This window comes from Dokdonella immobilis, assembly GCF_900115085.1.
Taxonomy (GTDB): domain Bacteria; phylum Pseudomonadota; class Gammaproteobacteria; order Xanthomonadales; family Rhodanobacteraceae; genus Dokdonella; species Dokdonella immobilis.
In genome coordinates, this window is the sequence record NZ_FOVF01000020.1 from 35,853 (window position 1) to 54,038 (window position 18,186).

An 18,186-nucleotide genomic window follows, 5' to 3' on the forward strand; every position below is an offset into this window, starting at 1 on the left:
CCAGGCTCTGAGGCGCGCCTGCCGACCCTTGCCTCTGGCGCCCGGACCAGCCGGTCCGGATGGACACCCGCAGCATGCCGCGGCGATACTCGAACGCGCCGTTTGGGATCTGGAGTTCGCTGACCGGGTCGCCGTTCAAGGCGAGCCCGTCATCCCGAGCCAGCCGAGGAGCCCCCCGATGCTGTCCGATGTGCGCAATGCGATCGACGAATTCCTCGCCCGCGAGACCGCGGCCGGATTCATGCTGTTCGCAGCTGCCCTGCTGGCCCTGGTCGCGGTCAATTCGCCGCTCGCGCCGCACTACGACGGGCTTCTGCAGACGGCGCTCGAGGTGCGCGTCGGCGCCTTCGAGATCGCCAAGCCGCTGCAGCTCTGGATCAACGACGGCCTGATGGCGCTGTTCTTCTTCCTGGTCGGGCTCGAGGTCAAGCGCGAGATCGTCCGCGGCGAATTGTCGAGCATGGAAAAGGCCGGACTGCCGATCGTCGCGGCGATCGGCGGCATGGCCGTGCCGGCGCTGGTGTTCGTCGCGGTCAATCGCGACGCTGCCGCCAACCTGGCCGGCTGGGCGATCCCGGCGGCCACCGACATCGCCTTTGCCCTCGGTGTTCTCGCCCTCCTCGGCAGGCGCATTCCAGCGGCGCTGAAGATACTGTTGCTCGCGGTCGCCATCATCGACGACATCGGCGCCATCGCCATCATCGCCGTGTTCTATACCGCCGAGGTCTCCGCCTTCGCGCTGGGCATGGCCGCAATCGCGATCGGCGTGCTGGTTGCGCTGAACCGTTTCGGCGTGACCCGCATTGCTGCCTATGCGCTGGTCGGCCTGTTCCTGTGGGTCTGCGTACTCAAGTCCGGCGTGCATGCGACGCTGGCCGGCGTGGTCACCGCGCTGGCCGTGCCGCTCGGTGGTGGCGACGGAAAGTCACCGCTCGAGCGACTCGAACACGGCCTGCACCCCTGGATCGCGTTCGCTGTGCTGCCCCTGTTCGCGTTCGCCAATGCCGGCGTGTCGTTCGATGGCCTGCGTGCGGACGATCTGCTTGCTCCGCTGCCGCTCGGCATCGCCCTCGGCCTGCTCGTCGGCAAGCAGGTGGGGGTATTCGGATTCATGCTGCTGGCAATCCGGTTCGGGTGGGCGCGCAGGCCGGCGGGTGTGTCGTGGCGCCAGCTCTGGGGACTGGCGTGCCTGACCGGCATCGGCTTCACCATGAGCCTGTTCATCGGTTCGCTGGCCTTCGATTCGGCCGCGCATGGGGACCAGGTCAAGATCGGCGTGCTGACAGGCTCGCTGGCGGCGGGTTTGCTCGGCTTCCTGATCCTGCGCGCGGGCCGGACTGGTTCAGGTCCGAACGACGCTTTGGACCCGCGCTAGTCGCATGTACCTGCTCTGGCTGCTGTCGGGTCTTGCCGCGCTCGGCGTCGGTGGCGAAATGCTGGTTCGCGGCGCGGTCGGCGCGGCGCGCAGGCTTGGCGTTTCGCCGCTGCTGGTCGGGCTGACCATCGTCGGCTTCGGCACCTCCACCCCGGAACTGGTGACCAGCCTGGTGGCCGCGCTCGAAGAGGCGCCCGGTATCGCGGTCGGCAACGTGGTCGGTTCGAACATCGCCAACCTCCTGCTCATCCTCGGCAGCGCCGCACTGGTCGCGCCGTTGCCGCTGGCCCGGGTCGCCCTGCGCCGCGAGGGCATCGCCCTGGCTGGCTCGACCGCGGTTTGCGTGCTCGTGATCCTGCACGGCAAGCTCGACCTTCTGCCCGGCATGATGCTCGTTGCGGTTCTCTTCGCCTATGTGGCCTGGGCCTACACGAGCGAGCGCAAGCTGCACGGCGTGCGCACCACCGTGCACGAACAGGTCGCCGAAGATGCGGCACCGCAAGCGCGATCGTTCGGTGTCTACCTGGGGATGTGCGCGGGCGGCATCGCGATGACCGTGCTCGGCGCGCACTGGCTGGTGGACAGTGCAATCGAGCTGTCGCGCCGGCTCGGTATTCCCGAGACCGTCATCGGTTTGAGCGTCGTCGCCGTCGGCACGTCGCTGCCGGAACTGGTCGCCAGCCTGGTCGCTGCGGCTCGCGGCCATGCCGAGGTCGCGCTCGGCAACATCATCGGTTCGAACGTCTACAACGTGCTCGGCATTCTCGGTGCGACAGCGATCATCCACCCGATCCGGGTGCCCGCGGAAATCGCCCGGGTCGACATCTGGATCCTGCTCGCAGCGACCATGCTGTTGCTGTTTTTCCTGCGCACCGGGACGCGGATCGGGCGCGTCGAAGGCGCGATCCTGCTCGGTGGATACGCGCTCTACGCGGCCTGGCTGGGCCTCGGTTCGCAACCCGGCTGAAGCTGCAACCCGGCTCTCCAACGGGGACGGCTTCAGCGCTCAGGCCGAGGCGACCTCGATGCGGTTGCGACCGGCCCGCTTCGCCGCATACAGGGCCTCGTCGGCCTTCTGCAAGGCGCTCTCGACCTTCCCTCTGCCCACCCGCCAGCGCGAGACGCCGACGCTGATGGTGACCTTCACGCCCTGGAAGTCGCCCTGTTCGATCGCCGAACGCAGGCGCTCGGCAAGCGCCTCGCCGGCGCCTTCATCGGCGTCGACCAGCATGACCGCGAATTCCTCGCCGCCATAGCGGAACAGCGGGGCGTCCGCGACCAGGGAGCGGCCCAGCTCGGCCGCCACCTGGGTGATGATGCGGTCGCCCACCAGATGTCCGTTCTGGTCGTTGATCGCCTTGAAATGATCGATGTCGATGAGCAGGAATTCGCAGCTCTGGAAACCGTTACGCGTCGAGGCCAGCCGATCGAGCGCCTCGTTGAAGGTGCGGCGGTTCAGACAATTGCTCAGCGCGTCGTGATCGGAGTGGTAGCGCAGCATCTTCGCCGCCTGCTCCTGGAGCAGGGCATAGGTGTACATGAAGCAGACCGTGAGCCCATAGCCGCTGGAAAAGCGCACCACTTCGATCGGTGGCAACAGCAGGGCGGTTATCCACGATACGTAGATCCCGTAGGCCACCATGGCGACCAGTGAGGGACCGGGGCGAAGCAGGAACACGAGGAGGGGCGGGAAGATATACGCCCAGTGCTGCATGTTGCGATCGATTTCCAGGCCATAGATCGGGACGATCAGCAGGATCGCCGCGATGCTGGCGAAGAAGATCGTGCCGCCGAGGCGGCGCGACGTCAGCAGCAGCACGATCACGCTGGCACTGGCGACTGCCAGCACGGCCCAGGCGAGGCGGGCGGTGTCGGTCAGCCCGAGCTTCGTGTTGATCGTGCCTAACGTGATCATCACGACCACGATGAGGGAGGCGAGCACGAGCGCGACGCGCCAGCGGATCGTGTCGCGCAGCGTGATGAACGAATCCTGGCGCAGGGTCGTATTCAGTGCCACTGGGTCCCCCGAGTGCGCAGGATGGGCCTCCGCTCGGCCTGCGCAACGGCAGAGTATGCCAAGTTCCCGGGGGCCGTGGTTGGCAGGCACCACTGGATGAGTGGGCGGCAGGCCTCCCTCGCCAGCACTATTCATCAAGTTCACAAGCGCTCGCGTACCCCGGGAATCCGCGCGGCCCTCCGCTGATTCGGAGGCCTTCTATCCTTTCAATCGCGACAGTCCGCGCGGATCCAGGGTCCTGCGCGTTCGCTGGGTGGATGCACCAATGGCCCGGACTAGGGAGGCTCTGAACAAGTGGCGCAATCGTCATGACGTTCAGAAGGCTCGCCAAAGGTGCTGCGTGGCGAGGTGAAGGCTGGTTGCCTTGACGAGCCGCGCGGTGCCTTTGGCGGGCCTTCTGGACGCTACCCTTCATCCATCGGATCAAGCGCTTGGGCGACGCCTGCCCGCACGCAGCCCTTTGTTGCGCCGCCTTGAAATACGGCCAGTCTGTCTGCGTCGGCGCGCCGCGATCTGCACGCAGGCAGGCGTCGTGACGGTTGTGCCACTTGTTCAGAGCTCCCTAGAGCGAACCGAGGAAATCCAGGATCAGGGCGTTCACCGCAGCGGCCTTCTCGCGCTGGATCCAGTGGCCACCGCCTTCGATGATGTGGCAGCCGCGCAGGCCGGGCAGGGTCTCGGCGAAGCGGTCCATGCCCGAGCGCGAGCTCGAAAATTTCAGCACATCGTCTTTCTCGCCGGCAATGAACAGCGAGGGTTGCCGGATGGCGGCGCCGCGCCAGGCCGCCAGCAGTTCGCTGCTCTTGCGGATGGCGCGGTACCAGCTGAGCGGACCGCGAAAGCCGGTGCGTTCGAACTCGGCGACGACGTAGGCGAAATCGTAGGCGTCGACCCACTCCGGCATCGTTTCAGGATCAGGGGTGTCGTGCAGGAAGCCTTGGCCGGCGGTCAGCCGTCCGGCAACGCCGCCGGCGCCCTCGCCGGACAGCCCGTAGTTGACGCGGCGCATGGTCGATTCGACGTCGGCCTCGAGTTCGGCTTCGGCTACTCCCGGCTGCTGGAAGTACTGGATGTAGAAGTTCTGCACGCCGCGTCGTTCGAGTTCGCTGATCAGGTCGAGTTCGTGCGGTGGCGAGTAGGGCACGCTCAATCCGGCGACGGCGCGAAAGACTTCGGGCCGCAACAGGGCCGCGTGCCACGCGGCCAGCGCGCCGAAATCGTGGCCGACAATGACCGCCTGCGATTCACCGAGGGCATGCACGAGCTCGACCATGTCGCCGGTGCTGTGCAGCATCGTGTAATGATCGGAATCGGCGGGCGCATCGGTGCCGCCGTAGCCGCGCATGTCGGGCGCCACGGCACGATAGCCGGCAACTGCCAGTGCCGAGAGCTGGCGCCGCCAGGAAACCCAGGATTCCGGAAAACCGTGGCACAGCAAGACCAGCGGTCCCTCGCCCTGGATCGCGACGCGCATGCGGATGCCATTGACGGCAAAGGTTTCGAGATGGGGTTCGCTCATGCCTGCTCCGTTGGCGGCATTGATAGGGATGGCCGCTAACGGCGGAGCCTAGCAAGCCGGATCTCAAGGCAGCTCGGCCCGATCGAAGTTTCATTGGCCGAAACGGCAGACAGACTGAGGGGCGGCCCGCTGCGTCCGGCTCGAACTTGTGACGAACGTGCGGCTTTCCCAAGCGTGTCCAGCAACAGCGGCATCTGGTCTTCGTCGAACGCACTCAGCGTGGGGCGGCCAGGGCCGCATGGATCTGCGCAACCACGGCTGCGCCCTCGCCGACCGCGGCCGCCACGCGCTTGGTCGAACCGGCGCGTACGTCGCCGATGGCGAAAACCAGTGGCACGCTCGTCTCCAGCGGTAAAGGCGTCCGTCCTGGCGCAGCAGGCGAAGCCGATGCGCCGGTCATGACGTAACCGCGGTCGTCGAGTACGACCGGACAGCCGGCAAGCCAGTTCGTGTGCGCATCGGCGCCGATGAACAGGAACAGGTGGCGCAACGGCGTACGCCGGATTTCGCCGCTGTCGCGCTGGCGGAAGCTGGCCGCGGCCAGGGCGACACCGGCTTCGCCCTCGAGGGCCACGACTTCGGTACGCCGGTGCAACTCGACATTGGGCAGGGCGGCGATGCGCTCGATCAGGTAGCTCGACATCGAGCTTTCGAGGCCGTCGCCGCGGATGATCAGATTCAGCTTCTTCACCTTTGCAGCGAGGAAGACCACGGCCTGGCCGGCCGAATTGCCGCCGCCAACCAAAGCAACTTCCTCGCCTTCACAAAGGCGCGCTTCGATGGCCGAAGCCCAGTAGGACACCCCGCAGCCCTCGAAATCCGCCAGGTTCGCGATGTTCGGGCGGCGGTAGCGGACACCCGAAGCCACTACCACGCTGCGGGCGCCGACGCTCTGGCCGTCGCCCAGCTGCAACCTCAGCTTCGAGTCGCCATCCCCTTCAGCCGCGCTGCAATCGAGCCGGTCGACCTGCACTGGCACGGCGATCTCGGCGCCAAATTTTTGCGCCTGGGTGAATGCGCGCGCGGTCAGTGCCTGGCCCGAGATGCCGGTCGGAAAGCCGAAATAATTCTCGATGCGCGCCGAGGCACCGGCCTGGCCACCGAATGCCCTCGCGTCGAGGACGAGCACCGACAGGCCTTCCGAGGCCGCGTAGACGGCGGTGGCGAGACCGGCGGGGCCCGCGCCGACGACGGCAACGTCATAGCGCGCGGCCGGATCGAGTCGGGGTGTGATGCCGAGGCACCTGCCGACATCGGCTTCGCTCGGCCGGCGCAGCACGCTGCCATTCGGGCAGACCACGATCGGCATTTCCTCCTCGACGATGGCGAGTCGCTCGATCACGAGCCTGGCGTCGGCGTCGGCGCCTGGACAAAGCACGGTATAGGGATAGCCATTGCGCGAGAGAAAGCCCTCGAGGCGCACGACCTGCGGGTCGCTGCGGCGGCCGACGATGATCAGTCCGGCGCCTCCCTCGGTGATCAGCGCGGTGCGCCGCAGGATGAAGGCACGCATGACCATCTCGCCGATGTCGGCCGAACCGATGATCAATGCCCGCAGATGCGCCGCATCGAAGGCTACGGCCTCGCAGCCATCGGGGCCGGCGCGTCCCTCGGCCAGGGTCGGTTGGCCGGCCAATTGGGCGACTTCGCCGGTCAGCGCCCCTTCGGGGTGGTTCGTGATCAACTCCTCGTGGCCGAGACCGGTGCGGCGGAATACATCGATGCTGCCGGCCGTGACGAGAAAGGCCGGCGCGGCTTCGCGGCCCAGGGCAAACACGACCTCGCCCGGTTCGTAGCGCCGTGGCGGCGCGCTGGCGAAGCGCAGCGCGGTCTGCCGCTGCGGCGGCGTGAAGGTCGGAAACATCTGATGACCGCGTTCGAGCACCATGTTCATGGTCGAGGTTCGCCCCTGGGTGATTGCGCGACGGCTTTGCCAACGATGGCTGCGCAGTATTCCGCAAGATCGGGTGCGGTCATAGCACGTGCCTGCTGACGATCCTGTTACGGCGAATCAGCGCTGCACGACGAATTTCGCGACCTGGACTCGACGCGGATCGGCCCATGTCGCCAACGCCCTGGGCTTTCCGTTCACGCTCTCGAGAAAGTCCAGCGTCAGTTCCTGCGTGGCCGACTTGACCGCCTCGGCGACCTCTGCCGAATCGAAGTGGCGGCGGTCGGTGAAGACGTTGTGGCTGCCCTCGCGGTAGATCGCGAGAACCTTGAAGCGACTCGCGGTCGCGTCGAAGACCTTCTGTCGATCGGTCAGGTCCGAGCCGAAACCGGGGATGCGGATGATGTCCTCCTCCGTGGTGATGTGCAGGGTAGGGATCGTCACCGAGGCGAGGATCGGGCCCAGGTCCGCGTCGCCATAAAAGGGCGGCGCCGAGATCAGGATCGCAGCCGAAATGCGCGGGTCACGGAAGTTCAGCGTGCGCCCGTGGCGGGTGACCGTGGCGCCGGCCTCGAGCAGGGTCGTGTTGGCGCCGAAGGAATGGCCTGCGGCGGCGATCTGCTGGCGCGCAATCGACACGCCAAGCCGACTGTCGAGCAGGCGGTCGAGGGCGAAGCGGGCATCCTCGACCCGAGCGATCGCCTCGGACTCGCTTGCCGCACTGCGCAGGCGATCGATCAGGCCGAACACGCTGCCCCGCCACAGCGAGCGGTCGCTGCCGACGTGCTGCAAATGCAAGCTGGCAACGCCGTGTTCGGCCCAGTAGCGGCCGAGGTAGGTGTAGCCATCTCGCGAACTGCCGATGCCGGGCGAGAACACCACCAGCGGGACCTTGCCGGCCTGCGCCGCGGCCGGCCAGAACAGACGTGCCGGAACGCGCCGCTGGCGGCCCGCATCGAACCACTCGAGGTCGGTGACCTTGAAGCGCCCGACTTCGTGTGCAGGCGTCGGCCGTTCATGCCGCGCCACGGGCGATTGCGTGCTTCGTGCGTGGATCCAGGCGGGGCTGACGACAGCCGGCAGCGCGGCTGCCAACGCCAGGGCCATCAGCGCAGTGCGCAGACGCGTGCGGCGAATCGGCAAGCGGGTCGATGAAAAGCGCGAGGATGGCATCGGTCGAGTTGCCGGAACGGAGCGGGCGACGCAAAGCGCATCGCCGCTGCAATGAGCGCGGTATCAGTGGCGCTTCTTCGGACGCCCGGTCTTGATCGGCTGCAGGGCGTTGAGAGTGGCCAGCAGGGTCGCATCGTCGAGGCGTTCGAGGACCTGCAGGCCGGCGCGCAGCAATTCGCTTTTCTTGGCCGGTCGCTTGAGGTCGATCGCGCGAACCTTGAGGCGCGCGATGCGCTCGAACTCGTCGCGTGGCATCGTGAAGCTGTCGCGCACGAGCTTGATGCGGTGCTTGCCGTGCTCATTGGAGGCCGCGGGTGCCAGCTTCTTCTCGGGCTTGGTCTTGCGCTCCGGTCTTGCCGTGGCCTTTGCACGCGCGTCGGATTTCGTGACCTTCGCGGAAGCGGAAGGCCTGGCGGATCTGCGCACAGCAGACTTGCGCGCGACTGGCTTGCTCATGGGCGGGGCTCGAAGAAGGGGATAAACAGTTTATACGGTTTATTCCGTTTTGCAATGATGACGGGGTCCGTTGTCTTCGAACCGAAACGCCTCGTTGACGTGCCTGACCCATTGCCCCGCAAGCATGACACGCACGTGGCCACAACAAGCGCGGCATGCGCGAGAACTGCCAGGCCATTCGCGCCGAAACGCGGCGCGCGCGTTCTACGTGTACGGCACAAGGAATCCATCCGGGCAGGCCCTTCCCGGTGCTTCTCCCGGGCCGGCGGCACGCGGGAGCACCGGCGCAAGGCCTGAGGCCTGATCCGGCTGCGGAGTCAGGCGATGCCATTCCCGTTTCTGCGGCCGCTCATTTCTCGGATATCCAGCGCATCGCTTCCTCGTAGCGGGCATTGGGGAAAACCTTGACCGGGCAGGGCAGGGCGATCGCGAACATGCGCGCCGCCCCGGCCATCCACTCGTGGTCCGTGACCAGGGCCAGTTTTTTCCACGCCGTGAAATGTGCGAAACCGAGCTTGAGGTCGTCCCACATCGCGCTGGGCGAGTAGCGCTTGAACTCCGGTCCCAGGTGATAGAGAAAGCGCACGCTTCCATGCGTGTTGATCGCGTTCTCCATGGCCGGGACCAGCACCGTTTCGTAGTCCTTGCCGGAAACCTCGCCCGATGCCACTGCAGCGACGACGCCCTCGGGCAAATCGGAAATCAGTTTGATCATGCCAGGCCTCCTGTGTGATCCGCCGATGCCGGAAGCGACCCGTGCGATGCCAATCAATGAATTCGCCTATCGCCCGGTTCATCACGCAGCTTATCCCCCCGACATGAAGGCCACGAAAACGACCGCCGCAAGGCCTGTTCGACAGGTGGAGGCCCAGGGCGCATCGGACCCACGCGAGGAAATCGCAATCGGCACTCGCGCACAGGCACGAAGGGAACGACGAGGCCGGAAGATCTCGCCTGCGTGGAGGGACCTCCCTTGCCAGGCGTCCGTCCGCGCGGAAAAGTCAGAGGTTCTGGTAGTTCGGACCGCTGCCGCCCTCGGGGGTGACCCAGGTGATGATCTGGTAGGGGTCCTTGATGTCGCAGGTCTTGCAGTGCACGCAGTTGGCGGCGTTGATCTGCAGGCGCTTGCCGGCTTCGTCCTCGACGATCTCGTAGACCCCGGCCGGGCAGAAACGCGTGCAGGGATTGTCGTACTCCTCGCTGCACTTCGTGATGCAGACATTGGTGTCGGCGACCTTGAGATGGACCGGCTGGTCCTCGTCGTGCTCGGTCGCTGCGAAGTAGACGCTGGCCAGGCGGTCGCGCGGCGGCAGCGTGCGTTCGGTCCAGTCGCGCTTCGGCGATTCGTATTCGGAGACCTTCTTCAACGCGGAATGATCGGCGTGGTTCTTCAGCGTCCATGGCGAGAGGCCGGCCGTGGCGGTTTCCCAGCCGGCGTTGGCGAGGCCGAACCAGAGGCCCTTGTTGAAGCCGGGCCGGATGTTGCGCACCTTGCGCAATTCCTTCATCACCACCGAGGCACGCAGCTTTGCATCCCAGCCTGCAGTCTTGCCGGTCTCGGCAATGTGTTCGGCGGCGAGCATGCCCGAGCGCATGGCCTGGTGTGTACCCTTGATCTTCGGCACGTTGACCAGGCCGGCCGAGTCGCCGATCAGCATCGCTCCGGGCATCTCGACCTTGGGCAATGACTGGTAGCCACCCTCGATGATCGCGCGGGCGCCGGCCGAAAGGATCTCGCCGCCTTCGAGCAAGGGTTTGAACAGGGGGTGGTTCTTGAGCTGCTGGAAGGCCTCGAACGGCTTGAATTCGGGGTCGGCGTAGTCGAGGCCGGCGACGAAGCCGATCGCGACGCGGTCCTTGTCGAGATGGTAGAGGAAGCTGCCGCCGTAGATCGCGGGATCGAGTGGCCAGCCCAGCGTGTGCACGATCTTGCCCGCTTCGCCGCGGCCTTCGGGCAACTGCCAGAGTTCCTTGAGGCCGATGCCGTAGGTCTGCGGATTGCTTTCCGCATCGAGCCGGTAGCGCGCGATCAGCTGCTTGCTGATGCTGCCGCGGCAGCCTTCACCGAGCACGGTGATCGGGGCGACGATGTCGATGCCTTCGGTGTAGCCGGGCTTGTGCGAGCCGTCGCGGGCCACGCCCATGTCACCGATGCGCACGCCCTTGACCGCGCCGGCGTCGTCGAAAATCGCTTCGCTGGCGGCGAAGCCCGGAAACACGTCGACACCGAGGGCCTCGGCCTGCGGCGCGAGCCAGGCGCACAGGGCGCCGAGTGAGACGATGAAATTGCCGTGGTTGTGCAGTTGCGGCGGCACGATCGGGAACTTCGTCGCGCGTGCGTGATCGCGCAGCCACCAGAACTCGTCCTTGCCGGCCGGTACGCAGATCGGTGGCGGACTGGCCCCCCATTCCGGCAGCAGTTCATTGAGCGGTTGCGGCTCGATGACCGCGCCGGACAGAATCTGCGCGCCGATCGCCGAGGCTTTCTCGATCACGCAGACGTTCAGGTCGGGCTTCAGTTGCTTGAGGCGGATCGCGAACGCGAGCCCGGCCGGACCCGCGCCGACCGTGATGACGTCGTACTGCATCGTTTCGCGTTCGCTCATGCTGGAGTCCTGTCTGATCCGGTCCAGCGGCCATTGTCCGGGTTCGCGACGCGGGCAGCAATTCGCAGTTGCGGCATAATCGGAGTAACGAACAGGATTCCCGCATGACCGACAGCGAACAAGCGGAACTCTCCAACGAGCGCCTGCGTGGCGCCAGCGCCTTTCAACTGCTGCACTGGATGGCCGCCGGCCGCATCGATTCGCGGCGCCTGGTGTCGATCTACCGAAACGCCATCGCCGCGGAAAATGCGTCGCTCAACGCCTTCGTCGCGATCAACGAAGGCGTGGCCGACCTGGCCGCCGCCAGCGACGCGCGGCGCGCGGCGAAGAACGTGATCGGCCGCCTCGACGGCCTCGCCGTGGCGATCAAGGACAACATCGATGTGGCCGGCATGCCGACCGCGCTCGGCCTGCCAGGGCGCAAGGCGCGCATGGCCAGCGAGGACGCCAGTGTCGTCGCGCGCCTGCGCGCGGCCGGCGCCCTGGTCCTCGGCAAGACCAGCGTCGACGAGGCGGCGCTTGGCACCACCGGGACCACCTCGGCGGCGGGGCCGACCTGCAATCCGCATCGACCCGAATTCAACGCCGGTGGCTCCTCGGCCGGCTCCGCAGTGGCAGTAGCGGCCGGATTGTGCAGCTTCGCGATCGGCACCGACACGCTCGGCTCGGTGCGCATTCCAGCCAGCCATTGCGGCATCTATGGCCTGCGCCCGACCCTCGGAGAAATCTCGAGCGCGGGCGTGGTTCCCGCCGCGCGCCGCCTCGACAGCGTCGGCATCCTGGCCCGCTCGGTGCAGGACCTGGCCATCGTGCTGCAGGTGCTCGACGCCTACGATGCCGACGATGCGCGCTCGCGTCGGCGCCGCGTGGCCCTGTCGCCTCCGGACTGGGAGCCCGGGCGCCTGCGCAGCGGCTTCCTGCCGAACCTGGCCGCACTCGGCGTCAGCCGCGAGGTCTGCAGCGTATTTTCAAGGGCCACCGACGCCCTCGGCCTCGAACTGGGCGAACGCATGGATGCGGATTTCTCGGGCTACGATTTCGCCCGCATGCGCCGCGCCGCGTTGCTGATCATGGAAAGCGAACTGGCCTGCGAGCTCGAAGCCGATCTCGAAGACGGCGTGCATCCGGTCTCTCCGCGCCTGCGTGACATGCTCGAATTCGCCCGGCGCAAGTCGGCAGTGGACTACGCGGCGGCCGACCGCCTGCTCGACAAGGCCGTGCGCAAGGCGCGCCAGTTGTTCGAGCAGATCGACGTGCTGGTCATGCCGACGGTATCCCAGGGGCCCTACCGGATCGGCGAGACCGAACGGGCCAACGATGCCGATCTGTGCAGCTTTGCCAGCGTCGCCGGTTGTCCAGCGGTCAGCCTGCCGATGGGCCGTCTCGAAAACGGCATGCCGGTCGGACTGCAGCTGGTCGGTGCGCCGGGCTCCGACCTGCGCCTGCTCGAGCTGGCCGAAGTCTGCGCGTCGCGGCTCGACGCCGCTCCGGACTATCCGGTCACGCCCATACGCTGATCGGGCTCAGACGCCGTCCACCGCAGCCGGCTTGGTGGTGCCGGGCGCGCGTGCGTGGTCCTGGCCAGCCTGCACGGTCCAGTCGACGATCTGCGGCAGCAACTGGTCGAGGGCCTGCTCGAAGGCGGCAACTGCGCTCGCGACATCGCTGCCGGCGGCAGGCGATTCCTGGTTGAAGGCCCGGCTGGCGACAATCCGGTTGCTGCGCCGGTCGAACAGCTTGGCGGAGAGTCGGATCGCCGCACGCATGTCTGTGCCGGCCAGTTCGGCCTGGAAATCGCGCAGTTCGATGGCCAGCGAGTAGTCGCCGTTGAGGCCCGACTCGGTCGCACTGACTCCGCCGATGCGGCCGTCCTGGTCGAAGGCCTGGACCAACAGGCTGCGCAGCAGGTCGGGCGCCGGATCGCGCCAGCGTGCCTGCGGATAGACCTCGATGACACCGGGCGTCGGCATCACGGCGATGTGCGTCGTCGCCAGCGCGGCGCTGGTCCGTGGCGTATCGATGAGCAGTTGCCAATCGACGACAGACGGCGACGCCTGCTGCGGCACGCTCAGCTGCGGGGCGTAGACGGAAAACGTACCGTGCTTGCCGCTGAGCGCGGCGCAGGCACCGAGCAGCAGGCACGCGCCTGCCACCAGCCAATGCATCGGGCGATTCATTTCGGCGTGAACTCCTTCGGTTGGTCGCGGCCCAGCAGCAGGGTGTTGGAACTGCCGAGCTGGTCGCTGAGCTGGCGGAACGAGCGCAGGGTCTCGCGCAGCTCGGACAGGGTCGGTCCGACCTGGCGCAGGCCCTGGTCGCTGAAATTGGCGATCGCCGCCTGGTTCTGGTCGAGCATCTGTTCGGCCGAACCGGCCACGCGCTCGATCGCGCTGATCGCCTTGTCGGTCGACTGCATGACCTTGCGCACGTCGTCGTCGATCAGTTCGCTGGTTGTATTGGCCATGCGGTTGAGCGTGCCCAGGGTCGACTTCAGTTCGCTGCTGGCATCGGCCAACTGGGCCAGCGCCTTGGCCAGATCGCCGCGTTGCTCGGCAACCGTGCTGGCGACGTCGTCGATATGCTGCAGCGTGGCCGATACGTGGTCGACGTTCTCCTTCGATAGCAGCTGGCCGACCCGCAGCAGCGACTGGTTGACGCTGGTGACGATGTCCTCGCCCGAGGAAAGCAGCTTGGACAGGGCCGATTCGCTGGCATGGATGACCGGGACCGGATGCTCCTCGGTGGGCAACAGCAGCTTGCTCGAGGGCGAGCCGCCGGACAGCTGGATGAAGGCGGTGCCGGTCACTCCAAGCAGGCCGAGCTTGGCTTCGGTGTCGACCTTGACCGGGGTATCGCCCTCGAGGCGGATGCGCGCGATGACCTTGCGCGGATCGTCCGGGGCCAGCTTGAGCTGGGTGACCTCGCCGACCTTGATGCCGTTGTACTGCACGAGTCCGCCCTTGGACAGTCCGGTCACGGCTTCGGTGAAGACCACGTCGAAATCACGGAATTCGCGGTCCGCGCTGGACTTCGACAGCCACAGCACGAAGCCCAGGCCGAGCAGGAAGGCGAGGATCGCAAACGTGCCGATGAGGATGTGGTGGGCGCGGGTTTCCATGTCAGTGGCCTTGCGGTTGCGATGCGGATGAAGTGGCCGCGGCGCGCTGCGCGGCGCGTCCGCGTGGTCCCTGGAAGTAGTCCTGGACCCAGGGGTCGTCGAAGGTCTCGACGACGTCGAGCGAATCGGCGACCAGGATGCGCTTCCTGGCGAGTACCGCGACCCGGTCGCAGATCGTGTACAGCGTATCGAGATCGTGGGTGATCAGGAAAACAGTCAGGCCGAGGCTGTTGCGCAGGGTCAGGATCAGCTGGTCGAACGCGGCGGCGCCGATCGGGTCGAGGCCCGCGGTCGGCTCGTCGAGGAACAGGATGTCCGGATCGAGGGCCAGCGAACGCGCCAGCGCGGCACGCTTGACCATGCCGCCCGACAGCTGCGAGGGAAACTTGTCGGCGGCGTCGAGCGGCAGGCCGGCCAGGGCGATCTTGAGCAGGGCCAGTCGATGCACGATGTCGGGATCGATGTCGTGGTGTTCGGTCAGGGCCACGGCCACGTTCTCGGCCACGGTCAGCGAGGAGAACAGGGCGCCGTTCTGGAACAGCACGCCGCAGCGCCGCTCGATCATGCCCCGTTTCGCATCGGACATCGTCGCGACCTCCTCGCCGAACAGGCGGATGCTGCCGGCGGCCGGATGGCCGAGCCCGATGATCGAGCGCAACAGGACCGACTTGCCCGAACCCGAGCCACCGACCACGCCGATGATCTCGCCGCGGCGGACATCGAGGTCGAGGTTCTCGTGCACGACCTGTTCGCCGAACTGGTTGCGCAGGCCGCGGATGCGGATGACCGGTTCGTCCCCAGTCACAGGTTGATCTCCATGAAGAAGATCGCGGCCAGGGCATCGATCAGGATCACCACGAAGATCGACTGGACGACGCTCGAGGTCGTGTGCGAGCCGACCGATTCGGCACTGCCGGCGACCTTGAAGCCTTCCAGGCAACCGATCGCCGCGATCAGGAAGGCGAAGATCGGCGCCTTGCTCATGCCGACCCAGAAATGCCGCACCGTGGTCGTCTCGTGCAGGCGCGTGATGAACATCAGCGGTGAGACGTCCAGGGTCATCACGCACACCGCGGCACCACCGACGATGCCGGCGAGCATGCCGACCAGGGTCAGGATCGGCAGCGAGACGATCAGGGCGAGGACGCGTGGCATGACCAGCACGTCGACCGGTTCGAGACCCAGGGTGCGGATCGCATCGATTTCCTCGCGTGCCTTCATCGAACCGATCTGCGCGGTGAACGCGCTGCCGGAGCGCCCGGCGACCATGATCGCGGTCAGCAGCACGCCGAATTCGCGCAGGAACGAATAGCCGACCAGCTCGACCGTGAAGATGCTGGCGCCGAAGTCCTTGAGCACGGTGGCGCCGAGAAAGGCGACCACGGCACCGACCAGGAAGCAGAGCAGGGCGACGATCGGCAAGGCATTGAGGCCGGTCTGCTCGATATGGGCGACGGTCGAGGTGATGCGCCAGCGCCGCGGTATCGGGAATGTCCGCGCGAAAGCGGACAGGATCAGGCCGATGAAGCCGACCAGGGCGACGCTGTCGCGCCAGACGGCTTCGGCGGCGGCGCCGACATTGGCGATCGCCGAGAGGAAGCCGGAATCCTTGCGCCGTCGTTTCGCCGGTGGCGCGTTCTCGGCCCTGGCGACGGCCGCGAACAGCTTGCGCAGGGCTTCGCTGGCCACGTCGATGCGGCTGACATCATCGCCGACCAGTTCGAGCAGGAGGCTGGCGCCGGCCGTATCGACGCGGCCAAGACCGTGGCCGTCGACGCGTGCCTGTGCGCGCACCTGGCGCTGCAGCGAGGTACGCAGGCGATCGAGAAGGGTGATGTGCTCGAGCGTCCAGTCACCCTTGGCGACGATCCTGGTGCCGTCGTCGGCAATGCTCGCGCTTCCTGTTTCGCTCATGGGCGAAAGACTATCAGCAATGAACGCAAGGTCTGCACCTGGCGGCGTTCATCGTTCAGCCGGCGCGCGGCCTGGCCACCCCGCGTCCGCGGGCGCCAGCGCCGGCGCGCTCCGGCTGCGGCCCGGCCGAGCGTTGATTATTCGCTGTGCGCGCCCATGTGCCGGGCTCGGGGCGCTTCCAGCCTCCATAATGAGGGCGCCTCGTCGCCACGGTTTGCCTGAATGACCAGCGTTCCCTTCACCACCCGCGTCGAATTCATCGTCGAACTGGCGCGGCGCCTGCACGAGTACGGCACCGCGGCACCGCGTCTCGAAGCGGCGGTCAGCCTGGTCGGCCAGCGCCTGTCGCTGTGCTGCGACGTGCTGTCGACACCGACCTCGATCATCATGTCGTTCTCGCAGCAGGGCAGCAGCGAGAGCGGCGTCGCCGAGATGACCCAGGTGCTGCGCCTGCCGCCCGGCGAGGTCAATCTCAAGAGCCTGTGCCTGGTCGACGAGATCGCCGACAAGGTCATCAGCGGTGAACTCGATCTCGGCGAGGGGCGCCGGCAATTGCGCGAGGTCGGCGCGCTGCAGCCATCGCCGGTCTCGAAGATACTCACCCTCGTCGCCTATGCGGTGGCACCGGCCTGCGTCGCCGCGATCCTGCTGACCGGCTGGGCCGGGGTCGCCACCGCCTCGGTGATCGGCTTCGTCACCGGCGTGACCGCCCTCAGTGCACGCAAACGCCCGAACATCGCCGCGGCATTCGAGGCGATCTCGGCTCTGCTGGCGACCATCATCGCGACCGTGGTGGCGGTTTATTTCGTGCCGATCCAGGTGCGCTCGGTGGTCGTCGCCAGCCTGATCATCCTGCTCCCCGGCATGAGCCTGACCGCTGCCGTACGCGAGCTGTCGAGCCAGGATCTCGTTTCCGGCACGGCGCGCATGGCCGGCGCGATGGCGGTTTTGCTCAAGCTCGCCTTTGGCACGGTCGCGGCGACCCAGGTCTGCGCCCTGTTCGGGCTGGTGCCGCCGCCGGTGCCGCAGCTCGCCATCCCGCCCTGGACCGAATGGGTCGCCGTGCCGCTCGCCGCGATCACCTTCGCGATCACCTTCCGCAGTCCCTGGCGCTACTTCCCGCTCGTGATCGGTTCGGTAATCGCCGGTTACATCTGCACGCGGGTCGGCGGCGTGCATGTCTCGGCGCCCTTTGGCGTGTTCGCCGGCGGCCTGATCCTCGGCGCCGCGAGCAATGTGTTCGCGCGCGTGTTCAACCGGCCCGGCGCACTGATCCGCGAACCCGGCATCATCCTGCTGGTGCCCGGCAGCGTCGGCTTCCGCACCCTGAGTTTCGTCTTCGAACGCGACGTCATGCTCGGCATCGACACCGGCATCACCCTGCTTACCCTGCTCGTCGCCCTCGTCGCCGGCCTGCTGTTCGGCGACCTGCTGGTGCCGCCGCGGAGGAAGCTCTAGGAGCCGGGATTCGGGATTGGGGATTCGGGATTCGTGCAACAGCCAGCCCGCGACAAACTCGGATGGTTCGTCAATCTCGTTACGACGAGATGGGCAGGTGAAGTTGTAGAGCGCCGCGCTTCTACGAATCCCGAATCTCGAATCCCGAATCCCCGCTCAAGTTGCGCGCAGCGCTACTTGAGCAATGAGCGCAACATCCAGGCGGTCTTCTCGTGCGCCTCGACGCGCTGGGTGGCGAGATCGGCGGTCGGCTGGTCGTCGGCCTTGTCGGCTACCTTGATCGTCTCGCGTGCGGTGCGTGCCGCGGTTTCGTGGCCTTCGACCAGTTGCGCGACCATATCCTTCCACTCCGGTACGCCGGGTTCTTCCTTGATCGAGGTCAGCTTGCCGAACTGCGAATAGGAGCCGGGGGCCATCACATCGAGGGCCCTGATGCGCTCCGCGATGACGTCGTTGGCCAGCCACAGCTCGTTGTACTGGGTCTCGAACATGACGTGCAGGCTGTTGAACATCGGCCCGGTCACGTTCCAGTGGAAGCTGTGCGTCTTCAGGTAGAGCGAATAGTTGTCGGCGAGCAGTCTGGACAGGTGATCGGCGATCTTCTTGCGATCCTTGGCGGAAATGCCGATATCGATGGTCATGGGCGTTCTCTCCTGGAG

At 66.7% G+C, this 18,186-nt stretch carries 16 protein-coding genes; 4 read left to right on the forward strand and 12 right to left on the reverse strand.

Annotation, left to right across the window (positions count from 1 at the left end):
* The first annotated feature begins 178 nt into the window (after positions 1 to 178).
* Together nhaA and BM125_RS13300 are read left to right on the forward strand one after the other, a co-directional pair.
* The gene (gene nhaA / locus BM125_RS13295; RefSeq protein ID WP_092408770.1) at positions 179 to 1,375 is read left to right on the forward strand and encodes a Na+/H+ antiporter NhaA; all 1,197 of its coding nucleotides are present in this window, start codon (positions 179 to 181) and stop codon (positions 1,373 to 1,375) included.
* Between the two features lie 4 nt (positions 1,376 to 1,379).
* Entirely contained in the window at positions 1,380 to 2,342 is a 963-nt protein-coding gene (locus BM125_RS13300; RefSeq protein ID WP_092408772.1) for a calcium/sodium antiporter, read from the forward strand.
* 39 nt (positions 2,343 to 2,381) lie between these two features.
* Here BM125_RS13300 and BM125_RS13305 read toward each other — a convergent pair whose 3' ends face one another.
* The 7 genes from BM125_RS13305 to BM125_RS13335 all read right to left on the reverse strand — a co-directional run bounded on the left by BM125_RS13305 (position 2,382) and on the right by BM125_RS13335 (position 11,037).
* Positions 2,382 to 3,392 (reverse strand): GGDEF domain-containing protein, encoded by a 1,011-nt coding sequence (locus BM125_RS13305; protein ID WP_175498079.1) that lies wholly within the window; start codon positions 3,390 to 3,392, stop codon positions 2,382 to 2,384.
* A gap of 562 nt (positions 3,393 to 3,954) precedes the next feature.
* Positions 3,955 to 4,911: an alpha/beta fold hydrolase gene (locus BM125_RS13310; protein ID WP_092408776.1), complete on the reverse strand. Its 957-nt coding sequence runs from the start codon at positions 4,909 to 4,911 to the stop codon at positions 3,955 to 3,957.
* Between the two features lie 214 nt (positions 4,912 to 5,125).
* Positions 5,126 to 6,805 (reverse strand): FAD-dependent oxidoreductase, encoded by a 1,680-nt coding sequence (locus BM125_RS13315; protein WP_092408778.1) that lies wholly within the window; start codon positions 6,803 to 6,805, stop codon positions 5,126 to 5,128.
* Between the two features lie 117 nt (positions 6,806 to 6,922).
* Positions 6,923 to 7,975 (reverse strand): alpha/beta hydrolase family protein, encoded by a 1,053-nt coding sequence (locus BM125_RS13320; protein WP_092408780.1) that lies wholly within the window; start codon positions 7,973 to 7,975, stop codon positions 6,923 to 6,925.
* Between the two features lie 63 nt (positions 7,976 to 8,038).
* Positions 8,039 to 8,431, reverse strand: a complete 393-nt coding sequence (locus BM125_RS13325; protein ID WP_092408782.1) for a hypothetical protein — start codon at positions 8,429 to 8,431, stop codon at positions 8,039 to 8,041.
* 349 nt (positions 8,432 to 8,780) lie between these two features.
* A complete protein-coding gene (locus tag BM125_RS13330; RefSeq protein ID WP_092408784.1) occupies positions 8,781 to 9,146 on the reverse strand; it encodes a SpoIIAA family protein in 366 nt (121 codons plus the stop codon).
* A 286-nt stretch (positions 9,147 to 9,432) separates the two neighbouring features.
* A complete protein-coding gene (locus BM125_RS13335) occupies positions 9,433 to 11,037 on the reverse strand; it encodes an electron transfer flavoprotein-ubiquinone oxidoreductase (protein ID WP_092408786.1) in 1,605 nt (534 codons plus the stop codon).
* A 104-nt stretch (positions 11,038 to 11,141) separates the two neighbouring features.
* Between BM125_RS13335 and BM125_RS13340 the strand changes: the two genes are divergently transcribed.
* On the forward strand, positions 11,142 to 12,554 hold the full coding sequence (locus tag BM125_RS13340; protein WP_092408788.1) for an amidase: 1,413 nt from the start codon (positions 11,142 to 11,144) through the stop codon (positions 12,552 to 12,554).
* 6 nt (positions 12,555 to 12,560) lie between these two features.
* On the opposite strand, the gene BM125_RS13345 is transcribed toward BM125_RS13340, so the two are convergent.
* Genes BM125_RS13345 through BM125_RS13360 form a run of 4 tightly spaced genes read right to left on the reverse strand, consistent with a single transcriptional unit; the run spans position 12,561 to position 16,069 of the window.
* Positions 12,561 to 13,214, reverse strand: coding sequence for an ABC-type transport auxiliary lipoprotein family protein (locus BM125_RS13345; protein ID WP_092408790.1), 654 nt, complete (start codon positions 13,212 to 13,214; stop codon positions 12,561 to 12,563).
* Complete coding sequence (locus BM125_RS13350; RefSeq protein WP_092408792.1) at positions 13,211 to 14,155, reverse strand: MlaD family protein; 945 nt, start codon at positions 14,153 to 14,155, stop codon at positions 13,211 to 13,213. Before BM125_RS13350 ends, BM125_RS13345 begins: the two co-directional genes overlap by 4 nt.
* Before the next feature lies 1 nt (position 14,156).
* The gene (locus tag BM125_RS13355) at positions 14,157 to 14,960 is read right to left on the reverse strand and encodes an ABC transporter ATP-binding protein (protein ID WP_092408794.1); all 804 of its coding nucleotides are present in this window, start codon (positions 14,958 to 14,960) and stop codon (positions 14,157 to 14,159) included.
* Positions 14,957 to 16,069, reverse strand: a complete 1,113-nt coding sequence (locus BM125_RS13360; protein ID WP_092408796.1) for an ABC transporter permease — start codon at positions 16,067 to 16,069, stop codon at positions 14,957 to 14,959. The genes BM125_RS13355 and BM125_RS13360 overlap by 4 nt, the downstream gene beginning before the upstream one ends.
* A 222-nt stretch (positions 16,070 to 16,291) precedes the next feature.
* On the opposite strand from BM125_RS13360, the gene BM125_RS13365 reads away from it, so the two are divergent.
* The gene (locus BM125_RS13365) at positions 16,292 to 17,527 is read left to right on the forward strand and encodes a threonine/serine exporter family protein (RefSeq protein ID WP_092408798.1); all 1,236 of its coding nucleotides are present in this window, start codon (positions 16,292 to 16,294) and stop codon (positions 17,525 to 17,527) included.
* 173 nt (positions 17,528 to 17,700) lie between these two features.
* On the opposite strand, the gene BM125_RS13370 is transcribed toward BM125_RS13365, so the two are convergent.
* Complete coding sequence (locus BM125_RS13370) at positions 17,701 to 18,168, reverse strand: Dps family protein (protein WP_092408800.1); 468 nt, start codon at positions 18,166 to 18,168, stop codon at positions 17,701 to 17,703.
* Positions 18,169 to 18,186: the final 18 nt, after the last annotated feature.

What these genes read in the sequence shown, in the direction of transcription:
- BM125_RS13325 (WP_092408782.1), bottom strand. Translation starts at nt 8,431, where the DNA reads ATGAGCAAGCCAGTCGCGCGCAAGTCTGCTGTGCGCAGATCCGCCAGG.
- nhaA (WP_092408770.1), top strand. Translation starts at nt 179, where the DNA reads ATGCTGTCCGATGTGCGCAATGCGATCGACGAATTCCTCGCCCGCGAG.
- BM125_RS13330 (WP_092408784.1), bottom strand. Translation starts at nt 9,146, where the DNA reads ATGATCAAACTGATTTCCGATTTGCCCGAGGGCGTCGTCGCTGCAGTG.
- BM125_RS13340 (WP_092408788.1), top strand. Translation starts at nt 11,142, where the DNA reads ATGACCGACAGCGAACAAGCGGAACTCTCCAACGAGCGCCTGCGTGGC.
- BM125_RS13320 (WP_092408780.1), bottom strand. Translation starts at nt 7,975, where the DNA reads ATGCCATCCTCGCGCTTTTCATCGACCCGCTTGCCGATTCGCCGCACG.
- BM125_RS13345 (WP_092408790.1), bottom strand. Translation starts at nt 13,214, where the DNA reads ATGAATCGCCCGATGCATTGGCTGGTGGCAGGCGCGTGCCTGCTGCTC.
- BM125_RS13370 (WP_092408800.1), bottom strand. Translation starts at nt 18,168, where the DNA reads ATGACCATCGATATCGGCATTTCCGCCAAGGATCGCAAGAAGATCGCC.
- BM125_RS13365 (WP_092408798.1), top strand. Translation starts at nt 16,292, where the DNA reads ATGACCAGCGTTCCCTTCACCACCCGCGTCGAATTCATCGTCGAACTG.
- BM125_RS13360 (WP_092408796.1), bottom strand. Translation starts at nt 16,069, where the DNA reads ATGAGCGAAACAGGAAGCGCGAGCATTGCCGACGACGGCACCAGGATC.
- BM125_RS13315 (WP_092408778.1), bottom strand. Translation starts at nt 6,805, where the DNA reads ATGAACATGGTGCTCGAACGCGGTCATCAGATGTTTCCGACCTTCACG.
- BM125_RS13310 (WP_092408776.1), bottom strand. Translation starts at nt 4,911, where the DNA reads ATGAGCGAACCCCATCTCGAAACCTTTGCCGTCAATGGCATCCGCATG.
- BM125_RS13350 (WP_092408792.1), bottom strand. Translation starts at nt 14,155, where the DNA reads ATGGAAACCCGCGCCCACCACATCCTCATCGGCACGTTTGCGATCCTC.
- BM125_RS13300 (WP_092408772.1), top strand. Translation starts at nt 1,380, where the DNA reads ATGTACCTGCTCTGGCTGCTGTCGGGTCTTGCCGCGCTCGGCGTCGGT.
- BM125_RS13335 (WP_092408786.1), bottom strand. Translation starts at nt 11,037, where the DNA reads ATGAGCGAACGCGAAACGATGCAGTACGACGTCATCACGGTCGGCGCG.